Below are 15,318 nucleotides of genomic sequence, written 5' to 3' on the forward strand. Positions count from 1 at the left end.
GCAATAGCGTTGTAGTCGACATAATCGTCGGTCATGACATTGCCGCGATAGCCATAAATGAACGGCGCTTTTTAACGGGAGGGCTACGGCGAGTTGTCGATACGGTAACAGACTGCAGAGCGCCGGTAACCTAACAGTTCTGATAGTGGTCGGCGCGATCGGTCAGGGGTAAAACGTCTTTATCGCTGCATGAAAACTCAACGAGGGTGTCAAATCCATGAATACAAAAGATGCCCCGCCGGCTCCCCACATTCCGCTACTCGGTCGCGATAACGTGATCGATCTGGAGGTGTTGGGAACAGACGACTTGTTGACCTATGTGCAGTATCCAGGGCTTGCAATAGGTCATGGGATCGAACCCAACTGGCGAGGGCGCAGCCCGTTGGGCGAAGCGATCGATGAAACCAACTACCAGGATGTCGATGACCGTTTGGAACATGACGAGAATGGTCATCCAAGAATGCCGATAGTGATTGAGAACGCCAAACTCGTCAGCCTGGATCAGGGCGAAGTGTTTTACTCCTATCGGCAATCGGATGGCGGACCGCTGGGGGAAGAGTCCCGGCGTCTGTTTTTTTATGTGGGCAAGCGCGTCGGTGTTCTGAGCTTGCCTGTGGCGCAGATGAAGGAATCTCACGCATTGTGCGTGGACCCAAGCGCCATCGCCGGCCCCGCGCTCATCTCCACCGCGCCTTATCAGGCGATGGCCGAAGGTGATGAGCTTACTTTCACCTGGGTGGCCCATCGGGCTACCGGAGGGACCCCTACGACCCATACGATACGCCGGACATTGAGCGCCGATGACGTGGGCAAAACCCTGGAGTGGTCTTTGCCCAAGGCACAACTCACATTGATCCAGAACGGTGGTCACGGGGTTATGCGTTATCAGGTGCAGTACGCCGATCCACAGGATCCGCTCACGCCCGAATCAACTTCCGCCGAACAGACCATTACGGCAGTGGACACCCTTGAACCGTTTTTGCCCGAACTGATTGTCGTGGGTGCCGACAGTGGCTCGATTGACCCGGCACGACACCCCGATGGCTTGCCCGTGCAGGTGCCACTGTATGACAGCCGGCAGCCGGGTGACGTGGTGACGGTATATGCGCAAGGCGACACCAACCTGCTCGCTACCGCGTTGCTGGATGTGTCGGCGGTCGAGAGCGGGATCATCACGCTGGTCCTCGAACACCGCTGGTTACAGGAGAACAACGGCAAGGTTGTCGAGCTGCTTTATCACTATGCGCGGGCAGGGGTTTCGTTCAGCTCGCGCCCGTTGACGCTGATGGTTCGGCGCCCCCTTGAGCTGTATGCACCGAATGTGGATAAGGCCTCTCTTTACGATGACGACGGGTCGGGCGTGGTCAAGGGGTGGGTGAATGCCGCTGATGTGCTGACCGGGGCCGTCATCGATATCCCGCAGGACTCCGTGATTGGCAACGATGACAAGGTCAGCATGATCTGGGACGGCTTTGGCGATCCGCTGGTGGTGACGACACCCACGATTGGCAACGACAGGCGATTCAACATTCCCCGTACAGCCGTACCGATGAATGTGGGGAAACATGTTGTGATTCATTACGAGGTTCTGCCGCCAGATGAAACCGTTCCTCACAATTCACCGTTTTATGATCTGGAAATAAAAAACTTCGACAGTGGTTGGCCGCGGATCCAGGCGGAAAGGCCGAGACTTAGCGGTGGTTCTATCAAGTTGAGCGAGATCACCGACCCGGTCATGCTCTTTAAGTTGGAAAGCTGGCATTTCATGGCAGAAGGGCAACTTCTAAAAATTCAGGCAAGCGGCGTATCGTCAGCGACAGGCCAAGTAGTGACTCATACGATGCGTGACGAAACGCAGCCCCTTACCGACGATGAATATAATGTTGGATATATATTGCCAGCGCTTGATAAGGGCTTTTTAAATTCGCTGGTAATGGCTGAAAAACTTTCTATCTTGGTCCAGTTGAGTTACGACCAGGGCAGCACTTATAAGAAAGTGGATGAACGGCTGTTTCTTCTGGCGCCCTGAACGCACGATTTTTTTTATGGAAAGACTGATTGTCGTTGAAGAGCACGGCTCGGTAATCGCTTTTTGCTGTTCTGGCGATCAGATGGTTTTGTGAAGTTTATCTCGATAGGAAGTGCTCAGTCGTGAATATGTGAGACGGCTCGGCTCACCGTTGATTTTGATATTTGAGGATATGGAAATGGTAACTACCTATACGTTGGCAGAGCTTCTGAGCTGGATGAAGGATCAGGATCGCATGAGCAAATGGGATGCGATTGTGGCCATGGAACGCAACAAAACCAATCTGCTGCTGATTCAAAACTACATTGATAAGTTCAATTTGGGCAGCTATATCCCGGCCATCACCGGAACCATTGCAACAGGTGGCACCGGTGGCAATTTTCGGGAATATATTCAAGAGTTTGTAATGGATGTACCTCGTTTGTATTTCGAGGATACCGGTCTTGATAATTCGAAGGCCAATCTGCGGATGGCCGTTGTGGCCGGGCGTCAAGTCTCCATCGAAAAAGACGTGACGGTGTGGCATGTCACGCGCATCTTGGATTATGACCCGCTGGACGGGCCGAGCTTATTCCTGGACCTGTTATTGCCCGAGGTGTCGGGAGAAATTGCCGACAATGGGAATATCCGCCTGGACCTGAGCAAAAGCGATAACTTTCGCTTGACGTTTGCCGAAACCCAGACAGAACAAGAGCTGGCTGGCAGAGTTTTCAAGGCCTTGTTTAATCGATTGGATGATGCACAGCGTGTCTGGACCCTGGGCACGATTAAGCGGGGCACCAACCCCATGCTGCAACCGCGTTCTTTCGGCTTGCGCACGCAGCAGGGTAGCCAGGAGGGCGAGGGAGCGATGCTTGCCTTCGTGCGCATGGAGGGTAGACATGAGGGAGACTTTCCTGGTGCGAACAGTGGTTTTCGTTACTTGATCCCGAATGACACCGGAAGAGATTACTCTGCCACTGTATTGGTAGGGCGAGGCCGAGTAGTTATTGCTGAGTTGGTTCGATCGCTGGGGGAGATGATTGAGAGCAATGATTTTGATTATGTTTTTGATGACGGTAACGGAGATATTGTTGCGACAGCTAAAAGGGGGGGGATTAAGATTCCTAGTGGGACATTTAATCATCGTTTGGAGATGACCACCCTGTTGGGTCCAATATGGGCGGATCTTGAGGTTAGTCATCCTGAATTTCTTCTGGCGGCCCGTGAACGTCTGAAGGTTGAGCTGCATGGACAACAGATCAGCGTCCGGTGGCTATGTGCCGGGACTGTTAGAGCTAGCATGAATGTCGTAGCAACTAATTATAATGGGCTTCAAGAGCTCATAGATATATATCCGAGCAAGAACTTGACTTATCATTTAATCGTCACGGCGTATTACCAATTGATTGATGATGGCGCCGGTGGCACGTTGAAAAGAATAAGGTATGATGTTGAAAGTAGTGTAGATCCTGAGTCCGGTGTTGATATTTTTAAGTTTGTCGATGCCGTTAAGCGTAAGTTGAGTCTGGCAGATCCGGTAGATCCAATAGTGGATTTACTACTCAGGCTGTTTATTTTAATGGGGCTGTTAATGCTACAGATTGCTGAAATTTTACTTAATTTGTTGGCGACGGATGCGTCGGGAATGATCGCGGGTGCAATCAAAGAGCAGTTCCCTACGGGCCGCGTTGTGTCGGGATTTATTGCGGAAAATCTCGAGCTTAACTACGGCGAAACCATCCAGATGCTCAATTTACAGTCCCCTTATGATGTCGGTCTGTTCGGTCGCATCAATCCCGCTCAAACAACGTTTGCCATCACCACGCCGGAACCCCGTATTGCCGCCGGCGGGCCGCACTATGCTTTTGAGGTTTTTCCTGAAAGACCCGGCCTGAAATGGGCTGTTGAGCACTTGCGGCGTCTCGCTGTTGGCGTAGGTACGATCGATGAAGACACAGGGGTCTACACACCTCCGGCAGTGCACCAAGTCCAGGGGCGTTTCACCCGTGTACGGGTCACCGCAACCGACCCTGTTACCCAGTTCAGCAGTTCTGCCTTGGTGACGGTAGTCCGCTCGCGCTTGACGATCAATCCACTGATTCAGATGTGCAATAAAGACGAGCGTGTACCGTTAAAGCTTGGCTATCTGAAGGACGATGAGGACAGCCCTGCGCCTACGGTGGTCATCAACAATCCGGTTCCGGGGGAGAGCGGTTCTATCGAATCCAATAATGGCGTTTACACCTATGTCTCGAATAAAGACGTCGTCGAAGAGAAAACCTATGTGATGGATGAACTCGTGGCGACTTATAAAGGGTATACGGCGTCGGTTTACATGGTGGTTAGACAGACAACTCCCGCGATAACCATTCAGGTCCCTGGCAGTTTGGAAGGATTGACAGAAGTCGCTTTAAGAGCCATAGCCAATAACAGGGATATAACCGAACGCGTTGAATGGAGTATTGAATTCAACGGCCCCGGCTCGTGGCACAGCGAAACCCCAGGCGTCTATAAGGTTGACGAAATGGCCCCGCAGGCTTTCGTGTTCATCAGAGCGTCCTGGGACTCGGTGGTTATAGGTGTTCTTGAAGGTCATCTACTGCTCGCGCTGCCCTTGCTCGATATTCCCGATGTGCCGCTGAGTGTTGCCGCGATTGAGGGCGAGACAGGCCTGGCTTATTGATCTGTATAACGACTTGCTTGCAACCCATTTATTAAATGAGGAAAGTAGCGATGGCCAGTTATTCGGTAACCGAACTGTTAGGCTGGATGCAGGGCACCAGCCAGATGCGCGAGTGGGATGCATTGTTTGCCTTGTCGGGTCATTCGGTGAACCAGGCGCTACAAAAGGACCATGCACTCCGATTGAGCCAGGGCATAAGCCTGAATGGCCTCACCGGAAGTTACGAGGTGCCGGATACTCCGCTTACCCATCACTTGATCGGGTGCTCATTGAGTTATCCCGAGATTTCCTTTCCATCAACGTCGTATGTATCGAATGCTGTGGGTTCATCCCTGCAAGTGAGCGGCGGTCGAGAAGTGATCACGCAAAAAAAAATTGATCAACAGCTTATCCGGTCGGTTTTTCTCTTTAGTCCACTTAGTGCTTATAAGTTGGTCACAGACGAGCAACCGGTTACTTTCCAAGAGCCAGCAGCCGGGCGCGATGCGCAGGTCGTGCTGGACCTGATGTTGGCGGAAGAACTCAGGCTGACGAGTTCGCCGGTGCTGGAGGAACAGGTCGCTGGCGGCGAGTTTTTCAAGGCGCAATTTGAAGCCTTGGCCGATGAACGTTCCGTATTTCCGTTGGCCAGGTTCCCGGATCAGGAAAATCCTTTCCTGTGTATCAAGTCCATTGATGTGGGCACTCAATCGAGCGGCGAGATCGCGAGCGAAGGGGCGTTGCTGTTTTATCAAACCATGGCGATGGGCAGGCCCGGCAACAAACCGAGCGAATACCGATACCTGATCGCCAATGACGCCGATAAGGACTACGCCAGCACCGCGCTGTTCTCGTCCAGGCTGATCAATCGGGCCGCGTTCGGTGGGGCACTGTTGAGCATGTTTGGCAGCAATCACTTCGAACTGATGGAAGACGATGGACGTGTGATAGGCATGAAAGCCACCTCGGGCGAGTTGACCATTACAGCTCGCGATTATAAGGACAATCTGTACGACTTTGGCTGTGACTCTTTTGGTATCTCGCTGGTGCAAGGAGCTCAGCCACTGACGGCCGAATTTGAACTGACTCGGGCCGTTCAGCATTGGCAAACCAGGGCCGATGTGCCACTGCGTTATCGACTCCAGGGCAGCACGGGGGGATGGACCTCTTTTACGGTGACGTTCACCTTCAGCCTTGAGCAGGTGTTCCGGATGATGGTCGATGAGTTCGCGCCGTACGAAGTCGGTGCCGAGTTATTTGTGCCACGCACGCAGACGCCGGACGTGACGTACATCAGCGGCCTGCCGGATAACACACCGCAAATCCTGCGCGACCGGATCGTGGCGTTTATCGGGCATGCGGTTAAAACCGCGTTGATCGAGCAGTACGCCGAATGCCTGACGGCCACCGGTACCCAAGGTTTTTTGGCGGATGTAGACCTGGCGGGTGCCCACCGGTTGCAATCGGAAGTCGTGGCGCTCCCACAGGATTATGTCGACTTTGGCCGGGTTCTTTCCTCCAGCGCCTCGTTCACGATCCGTGCGCCGAAAACGCTGTTATTGCCTGGGGAAATTGTTTCGTTCGAGGTGGAACCGACCGCCCCCGGAGTCAGTTTCACGGTAGAGGCGCCGGGTGCTTTGGATCCTGGAAGGATGACGCCTGAAGGGGAGTACCGGGCACCGCCGGCCCATACACTGGGCGCAGCCCCTCTTCAGGTATTGGTCATTGCCCATGATGAGGCCAGTGACGAGCGAAGTGTGGTCGTAGTAACGGTTGTCAGGGAAAGCCTTGTGGTCAATCCCGTTATTCAAGTGTGCAACCCGCAGGATCGCATTTCGTTTTTGGCGGGCTCCATCGGTGGCGGACCATTGACGTGGGAAATAAAGAATCGGGTACCGGGCGAAAGTGGAGATTTGGTCCCCAATCCTGCCACCGGTGGATACGACTATATTGCCGCCGACGAGATCACGGGTGAGGCCGCCTTTGTTTTCGATGAAATCAACGTGACCGATGAAGACAGCGGCAATACATGGTCAAGTTATGTGGTGGCACAACATAAAAACACGATAATGGTTATAAAACCCGATCTTGAATCTTCCGCCGAAGGTGAACTTCAGTTACGCGCCACGATTAACCACTTTCCCATCGAGGCAGAGTGGTTCCTCCCCTTTGACGGTCCCGGAGAAATCGATAGCGATACGGGGTTGTATCGTGAAGGCGGACCCAGAGCACAACCTTGCGTCGTCATTGGCGCAAAATGGGTTGAACCCGTGCTTGGTCTATTTGAAGGTTACACCATCGTGCCATTACCGTTAGCCGATTCAGGTGCGGTCATTCGAGCGTTGAGTTTGTAATCCATCCTTTTATTGGAAGAGGATTTATCATGGCTACGTTGAATGAAGTTCTTGCGCTTATGCAGGGTAGACTGACTACCCGGGGTTGGGATGCATTATTCATATGCGACCGCCTTCGCATTAATTATCTTCTGGAACAGCAATATGTAACGCGTTATGAAGAGTTCACTTTCTTACCCTATTTGAATGGTCGCACTGTCATTAACGCGTCTGAGAGTCAGTCTGTCGAGGTTAAATCAATCGTTCTCGGTGCGCCGAAGGTGTCTTTCGAGAGTGCGACCTTAGCGGACTCCAGCGCTACGGTAACGATGAATATCGTGGGCGGGGAAATCAAGACGTGGCAGTCTCGAGTGGGCGCTTCGGACGTTCTATTGTCCACGGGTTACATCACCGAACAGCAGGGTTTCACCCTGACGATGAAGGTCAACTTGTTCTTGGTGGTGGCTGAAGTCGACCGGCAAGGCCGTATCACGATGGATTTGAAGGGGGCCAGTACCTTTACCTGCGATCTCTTGGGCGGGGAGCACGCAGAGCGCCTCGGTGTCTATTTTGAAGAGCAGTTTGACAAATTGTCGTCGGACCAGACGGTGTTTCAGCTGGGACGAATCGGCCTCAAGGGCTATCACGGGCTTGCCCCAAGGCGTTTCCGCCTACGGACCCAAGCTGCACCCGGGGCGAAGGTCAGAGGTGCGGCAAATGAAGGCGATGGTGTGGTGCTCGCATTGATCGAACTGCTGGCCGGTAGTGGCCCGGGGCAAGAACTCGGTGCCGATTTCCCTTACTTGATGCCCGATGACACCAATCCTGGTGGTGATCGCAAATACACCGCCTTGTGGGTGTTATCCCGGGACATGCTGAGGTATGCCAGCAATAACAACGTGGAGTTACCGGCGCATCTATCCTTCCCCGGACTGAATTTCTACGAAGAAGTCTCGCAACACACACCTCATGACGTGGTGTCGTTTGGTCGCATCAGCCCGGCACAGACCAGCATACGCCTGGAGCCCGCGTTCCCAGCCATCGAGGCCGGGGGGCGACAGCAATTCCGGCTGCTCGATTGGGAAGGCAGGACGCTGACGGCCAAAACGTGGGAAGCCGTCAGCATGCAAAGTCACTCCGAGGACGGGCACGGCACCATAGACAATGGCTTGTATAGGGCGGTGTCGTCGCAACGTATTGGCTACCACTCGTTGCGTGTGCTGGTGACGGCTACCTATGAAAACAACGGCAAAACCTACACAGCCTCGACTTTGCTCAGGGTGGATTACAGCGAGGTGGAAATCGCGCCGAAACTGGTGACCCACTTGCTCAAGAAGGAGCCTGCCGAAGTTACATTGAACGCAACCGCGATGAGGCAGGAAGCCCGATGCAGCCTGCTTGCGCCGCTACAAGGCAGCCTGACCAGGGTTGCCGACACGCAGTGGCGGTTCGTGGCCAGCGCCGAGGCTGAGCTCAAGAGCTTCTCGATTCAGAAGGTGCTGTGCGAGACGCTCGGTGCTGACGTCAAAACAACGCAATCTACCCTGGTGCTGGATAATGCCCAGTCGTTTTTAAGCGTCGAGCCGGCTGTGGTGGAGCGTCTCAATGCCGGCAATACGGTGCAAATGAACCAAGATGTTTCTCTGATGCCGCAGGTGCCGCGGCGGTGGCGAGTGGTCAGTGGTGTCGGCAGCGTGGACGAAGGGCTTTACACCGCCCCACCGCAAGGGGTGGAGCAGACAAGCGTGGTGTTGTGCGAAGTCGTACGTAACGGCGTGGTGTTTTTCCGGGGCTACAGCGTGATTGGCGAAAAACAGCAGGACCCGGATCCGACTTGGGAAGTCCCCCTGGCCCTGTTCACGATCAAAGTGGTGGGTGGGCCGGAGCTGGAAACGCAAGGTAATGTGCTGACCAATGGTTACCAGCAACTTCATGTTCAAGTCAGCACCCAGACAAATGGCGTGTGGGATCCAATAGACGAAGAGCTCAAGTACTACAAACTGAGTTTGACGGAGTTGGCAAGCATGCGCCTGCTCTACAAAAATTACAATGAGCTGCCTTTTATACCGGTGGAGGATCTGGGAGTCGATTCGGGGGCGTCACAAGAGTTGCAAGTGCATAAAATCTTGAGTCCTTACTTCGACCTGGCCATTCCATCTAACCCCGGCCAAGTACCGAATGCCGACGCTCTGCGAGCAAATGATTCTCTGGTCGAGCAGGATTTCTATCTTCATTCCGTTGCGCCCGTCAATAGCACCGCGGTGCTGCATGCCAGATTTCAGAAAGATAACGCCGATGGCGGTGGTGAGTGGATCGATACAGCGAAAGACGGGGAAGAGGGCATCGGTAAACGAATCACCGTCAGGTCCGTGAAGCCTGCAGAGTTTGTATATGATCTCACTCGGGTGCGCATAGCCGGTGGCAGCGGAGGCGAACCTGGCAATGATAACGCTGACTTCGATTTGATTCTTAAAAGCCAGGATTGGTGGACGTTCAAGTGCAGGGGGCAGGACTTTATCATGCTCGAATGGCTACTTCCTGATCAATTTGAACCGGGTGTTCCGGAATTTATTAATGTGTCTTCCATTCGCTGGGAAAGCGAAAAGCTGGAGGAGACTATGTTTAGTTGGCTGGGCTATTATTTTGAAGATGTTACTGGAAATAATGATTTAAAAAACAAAGTGGCTTTCGATGATTTAATGCCTGATGTTGTAAAAGATCCCCAACTTCTGGATGTTGCCAAATCCACTCGGTATGAACCCTTCACCTTTGCTGTTTTACTGTGTCGAAACGATAACATTCCGTTCATTTTGCCTCGCGCCCATCCGCGTCCGCAGTTGGATCGAGATTTGAAGGTTGCCTTGCGAGACAAGAACGGCAATCTTCACAAACAGAGAATTTCATTCAAGCCCAAGGGAACCTATTATCATCGTAATTATCTGGATAATACGGCTTTATGATCTTTCCCCTTCGTCCATGATTGGTCGAACCTTTGCAGGTGACTGACAATGAACATTTTTACGAAAATAGGCGCCGGCTTGCTGATTGTCGCCGTTCAGGCGATGACTGTTGTTTTGGCTCAGGGAAGTATTAAGCTATATCAAAAAGGGAGTATAGAGGATCCAGGTAAAACATGCGTTCTGGCTATACCCGCATCATATAAAGACTATGATCTGGCCTATCATGGTTGCAGTAATGATGTGTACAGCTTTTTTACCCTCGACAATGTGGAGTCTGCCGTGAGGATTGCCTTCGGTTCGGAAAGGGACTGTCGAGTTACAGGGGCGGGCTATACCGGCGATTGGTACTATATGGTGAAGACCTATATTCAACCCACTAATACATCCTTGATTTCACTTCCGGGTACAGTGGCATCGGCGATACCAGGGCAACTTCTCAAGCCGGGATTGATGTTTGTAGAGGGGAAAAACAAAAATAATAAACCTGTCGAAGGTAAGCTGTCCTGTCTTTATATATGGCCCGGTACGCCTGCAACTTAATCATGCTTGCCTAGCGCTCACTTTTGGCGGTGAAATCTAAAAGCAAGCTGTCGTGAAGTTCAAGGTTTCTCAATATTGGCGCATGGTTTTCTGAGTTTTTTCTTTCCAGAGGTGACAATCATGACCGACTCCACAGCGGTACATTCCAACGCTTTCAATTTCATGAGTTACGTAGCGGGCGGGGTTGATCCCCGAACCAATCAATACACTTTTTCCATCAACTTCCCTGAATTCAAACCCAACTTCTTGAACGGTCCGTTGCTGTCCCTGGCCATGGGCTTCAATCCCATGAACCGTCATGACAGCGGTTACGGCACCGGCTGGAACTTGCAGCAATCGCAATATCGGGTTCAGCGGCAAATCCTGACCTTGAACAGCGGCGAGCGTTACAAGGTTACGGCGCAACGGGAGGAAGGGGTTCTGGTCGAGCTTCTGATGAAGGAGAAAAAGCTCAACACCTTCCGTTTTTACCGTGATAAAGACGACGATCAACTCTACCGGCTGGTGCATAAGTCCGGTCTGGTCGAAGAACTCAGGGTCCATGGCCGGGGAGACGATGCGGTTGCCTTGCCTGTCCGGATGATCGCGCCGGAAGGTCATGCGGTGACGCTGGGGCACTTGCCCTTCGGTGCCCATGATTTCCGGCTAGCGAGCATCAGTGATGAGCGCGGCGATTTGCTGAAGGTAGAGCGTCAGGAGGGCAGCGTCATCCTGGACCTGCACCCCACTGCCGGCGCCAATGGCACGCCGTTGGCGCGCTATTCGATGACGCTGGATTCCGGCACCGAGAAGTACGTCAACGTCATTACTTTGCCGAGCGAAGCGGGTCGGAACGTTGCCTGGCGTCTGAATTACAGGCCCGTGGGCGAATACACCTGCATCGTGTCGGTGGAAACGCCATTGGGCGGGCGGGAAGAAGTGGTCTATGACGCGCAGGGCCATGAGTTTCCCACCGGCAGTGGTCGTCAGCCCATACCCCGGGTGAAAGAACACCGGGTGTTCCCTGGCAGCGGACAGCCCATGGTAGAAACGCATTACAGTTTCACCGACGGTTCGACCTACCTGGAGACCAATAATTTCCTGGGTCGCAATCTGGCGCTGAGTTGGAACGATGAAGGGTTGGATAACCTCTATCAGTTCACTGGCAGCCATTACGCCTACGGTTGCACCGAGCATCTGATGGATGGAGGGGTGGAGGTCCAGCGTATCAAACGTACCTTCAACCAGTTTCACTTGCTCACCCTGGAGACCACGACGCGCAACACGGCACAGCAGGAAGTCGAGACTGTGTATGGTCAGATCCCCGGCGGGTTCGATAGCCAGCCAGCCTGGTTTCAACTCCCTCACGAAGTCACCCAGCGCTGGCGGTTGGGTAGCCAATTACGTAGCGAAAAGTCCAGCAGCACCTATGACAGCTACGGCAATCTGTTGGTCCAGACCCATCCCACAGGTGTTGTCGAAACCAGTTTTTACTACGATAAGGACGGGGAAGATGGCTGCCCGAAAGACCCCGATGGCTTCGTGCGCAATCTCAAAAGTCAAACCCAGACGCCCGCTCCCGGCTATGTGGCCGGTGCGCCGACCCTGCGGACCGATTATCGCTACGTGCTGTATCCATCGCTGGACGGCAGCGGACGTTCGTCGTGGCTGGCGCTCGAACGTGAAACACTCACGCAAACGGCTCCCGGCGCCGTCATGGAATTACGTAGCACGACCTATGAGTATTACCACGACAAGGACGACGCGCAGGCGCATGAGGTGCATGGACGCCTGAAGCACCAGTCGGTTGCGTTGAATGGAAAAGCAACGATGACCGACTACACGTACGGGGTGACGATGGGCACCCAGGTCGACGAGACGGTTCTGCAAACAGTGGAAACGCTGACGACAGACTTCGATCAGGTGCACAAAATCATTACATTGGAAAGCTCGCTACTCAACGGCGAGTCGCTGCTTGAGCGCGACGACAATGACGTAGAGATACGCCGCACTTACGATGTGCTGAATCGGGTCACCAGTGAAACCGTGGCGCCGAACGACCCACGCTACAAGGCAACGCGCAATTATGAATATTATCTCTCCGCCAGCACTGGGCAACGGGCCGAGCAATGGTTGTTCGACGTCAAGGGCGTGAAGACCGTGACGGCATTCGATGGGCTTAACAGGGCGGTTTACGAAGCGCGCAACGATGCCGACAGCAGCCAACCGGCAATGCGCCAAACCTACGCCGCCCAGTACGATGTTTTCGGGAACCTGATCGAACAGACCGAATACGATTGGTGGGGAGCGCAGGAGAAACCCTTCAAGACACGGTTTCTGTTCGACGACTGGAATCAGCCCTTCTGCGAGATCGGCTCGGACGGCGTGGAGCGCTATAAGCAAGTCAACCCGATTGGCGATCGAAACTGGTCAGGCCCGATTGAACGAAGCTGGGAGCAGGATTTGACGAAGGTCCACTTCAGCGGGATCACTGAAACGCGTCTCAACCTGTTTGAAAAGCCTGTCCAGACAGAGCGTCTGGCCTTGGATGAAAGCGTAATCAGTCGGCAAAAGTATAGTTATGACGGGTTGGGACGGTCGGTGAAGGAAGAGTCGGGCCTCAGGACTCCGTTGCGCGTTACCGAGTACAGCTATGATGCTTTCGACCGTATGACGCAAACCATCTTGCCTCAAGGTGCCAGGATTGTGCGCGGATATGCCGAGCACAGCGCTGAAGATTGGCCTACACGCATCAGCGTGGATGGACAGGAACTGGGAACGCAAACGTTCGACGGGCTGGGCCGCATGACCGAGTCGGTCACCGGAGGGCGTTTGCAACGCTATGAATACGATCCGCAGCAGACCCGACCTAAGACCGTGACCCCCGCCAGTGGTCAAACGGTCGAATACCAGTACATGCCACAATTGAGTGATGAACCTCTGCGTCGCCAACTTTCAGGTGGGGACATCTGTAACTACGAGTATGACCCGGCCAACGCGCGATTGACGAAGGCCAGCGTGGGCGGGCGGACACTGGCACGTACTTATTTCAGTTTTGGCGAGACCAAGAGCGAAACCGTTGAAGCGGATGGGCAAACTTTCGCGATGGCCTACGAGTATAGTTTTCGCAGTCGTTTGCTCAGCTATACCGATGTGCTCGATCAAATACAGCAGTATGAATATGACCCTAAAGGTCGATTGGAGCGTACATCCTTGGGGACGACTTCGTCGGCCTTCACTTACGACGCCTTGGGGCGTGTCGCTACCATCACCACGCAGGACATCGTCGACGGCGCACCGGCGAGAACCCTGGGTATCAGCCTTGAATACGATGAGTTTCATCGTGAAATAAAGCGTACGTTCGACCTTGATGGTGTTATCCAGGTATTGGATCAGGTATATGACGAGTTTGACTGTCTCGTGCGACGCACCTTGACCGAAGGCCCCCAGACGCTGCGTGACGAAACCTATGCCTATGATCTTCGTGGACGCCTGGAGACGTATACCTGTGCGGGCAGCCAACCGCCAATTGATCCGTATGGCAACAGGCTCTCGGGGCAAACCTTTATCTTCGATGCGATGGATAATCTGATCATCGTTATCACAGAGACGGTCGATGGAAAAAACAACATGGCCGAATATCATTATGAAAACCCGCAAGACCCTGCCCAGCTGAGTCGAGTCACCAATTCAGGGGATGCGGGGCATCCAGACGAGCTGGTGCTTTCCTATGATGCCAACGGTAACCTGGTTCAAGACGAGCAAGGCCGAGTCCTGGAATATGACGCGCTTAATCGGCTGCTCAGTGTGAGTGAGTCCGGATCGGGTAAAGCGGGTAACTTCCAGTATGATCCGCTGGACCGGTTATCCAATAACGATGACGGTGGCGGTTCCCAGCAACATTTTTACAAGGACGATCACATCGCCAACCTTGTGGACGGGGAGCGGAGCAGTACCTTCATGCGCGGCGATGACCATTTATTGGCAGAGCGTCAGGGCGACAACACGCTGTTACTGGCCGGTAATTTCACCAACAGTGTAATGAATGAAGTCAGCTCCGACTCAACCCATTCTCTTGCTTACAGCCCTTATGGCTATCGTAGCGCCGAACAACCTATCAATACCGAACTGGGTTTCAATGGTGAACTGAGGGAGGCTCAGACCGGAGGATATATGCTGGGAAAGGGTTACCGGGTGTATAGCCCGGTGCTCATGCGATTCAATAGCCCGGACAGCTGGAGTCCGTTCGGCAAGGGGGGGCTCAATGGGTATGCATACAGCCAGAGGCCGCTCGATGAGGTAGACCCTACGGGGCACTTCGTTGTTAACGCGGCGTTGGGCGCCTTGCTTTTAGGCGTTATAGCTGCCTCCGCAAGTGTTGGTGCAGCTCTCATCGACGACAACACGGCTCGCATTGTGTACAGCGCCATTGCTTTGGTAGCGGGGGTGGCGTCGATTGGTTTAGGCGTGGCGGCATTTAGGATGACCCCAGCAACGAATAGAATGCCCGTTGCGCGCGCTAGAGCGCCGAGACCGCCTAACAATCGATACCCTGGTGCCGGTGCTCCCCGGCCTTCTGCATCCTCAGCGTCGAGAGGGCCTGGCGATTCATTCGCTGCTACTCCTGCTCCCCCTCCTTCTCCGCCAAGTTATTTTAAATCAACAGGAAAACCGGGAATCATGCCACCGAACCCTGGAGATGCACCACCTAATTACAATGACCCTAATTATAGGCGCGTGCTGCAGAGTGGGGACAGTGACCAGGAATGGAGAGCGAATAATATTAGAATGGCTTTATAAGCCTAACCCGTGCATCGCCATCCCTTCACTGTG

General features: G+C 53.6%; 6 protein-coding genes. All 6 read left to right on the top strand.

Going from position 1 to position 15,318, the window contains the following annotated elements:
* The first annotated feature begins 217 nt into the window (after positions 1–217).
* The 6 genes from AD663_RS12325 (at position 218) to AD663_RS12350 (ending at position 15,285) form a co-directional block, all read left to right on the top strand.
* Positions 218–2,029 carry a hypothetical protein gene (locus AD663_RS12325; protein WP_003181270.1) on the top strand — a complete coding sequence of 604 codons (1,812 nt, stop codon included), beginning with the start codon at positions 218–220 and terminating at the stop codon, positions 2,027–2,029.
* 178 nt (positions 2,030–2,207) lie between these two features.
* A complete protein-coding gene (locus AD663_RS12330; protein ID WP_053213821.1) occupies positions 2,208–4,694 on the top strand; it encodes a hypothetical protein in 2,487 nt (828 codons plus the stop codon).
* Between the two features lie 50 nt (positions 4,695–4,744).
* Complete coding sequence (locus AD663_RS12335) at positions 4,745–7,027, top strand: hypothetical protein (protein WP_003181273.1); 2,283 nt, start codon at positions 4,745–4,747, stop codon at positions 7,025–7,027.
* Between the two features lie 29 nt (positions 7,028–7,056).
* Positions 7,057–9,966, top strand: a complete 2,910-nt coding sequence (locus tag AD663_RS12340; protein ID WP_033045994.1) for a hypothetical protein — start codon at positions 7,057–7,059, stop codon at positions 9,964–9,966.
* A gap of 48 nt (positions 9,967–10,014) precedes the next feature.
* Positions 10,015–10,506 carry a hypothetical protein gene (locus AD663_RS12345; RefSeq protein WP_050551570.1) on the top strand — a complete coding sequence of 164 codons (492 nt, stop codon included), beginning with the start codon at positions 10,015–10,017 and terminating at the stop codon, positions 10,504–10,506.
* Between the two features lie 120 nt (positions 10,507–10,626).
* Positions 10,627–15,285 carry an RHS repeat domain-containing protein gene (locus AD663_RS12350; RefSeq protein ID WP_053213822.1) on the top strand — a complete coding sequence of 1,553 codons (4,659 nt, stop codon included), beginning with the start codon at positions 10,627–10,629 and terminating at the stop codon, positions 15,283–15,285.
* Positions 15,286–15,318: the final 33 nt, after the last annotated feature.

It is taken from the genome of Pseudomonas sp. Q12-87, assembly GCF_001269755.1.
Taxonomy (GTDB): domain Bacteria; phylum Pseudomonadota; class Gammaproteobacteria; order Pseudomonadales; family Pseudomonadaceae; genus Aquipseudomonas; species Aquipseudomonas fluorescens_S.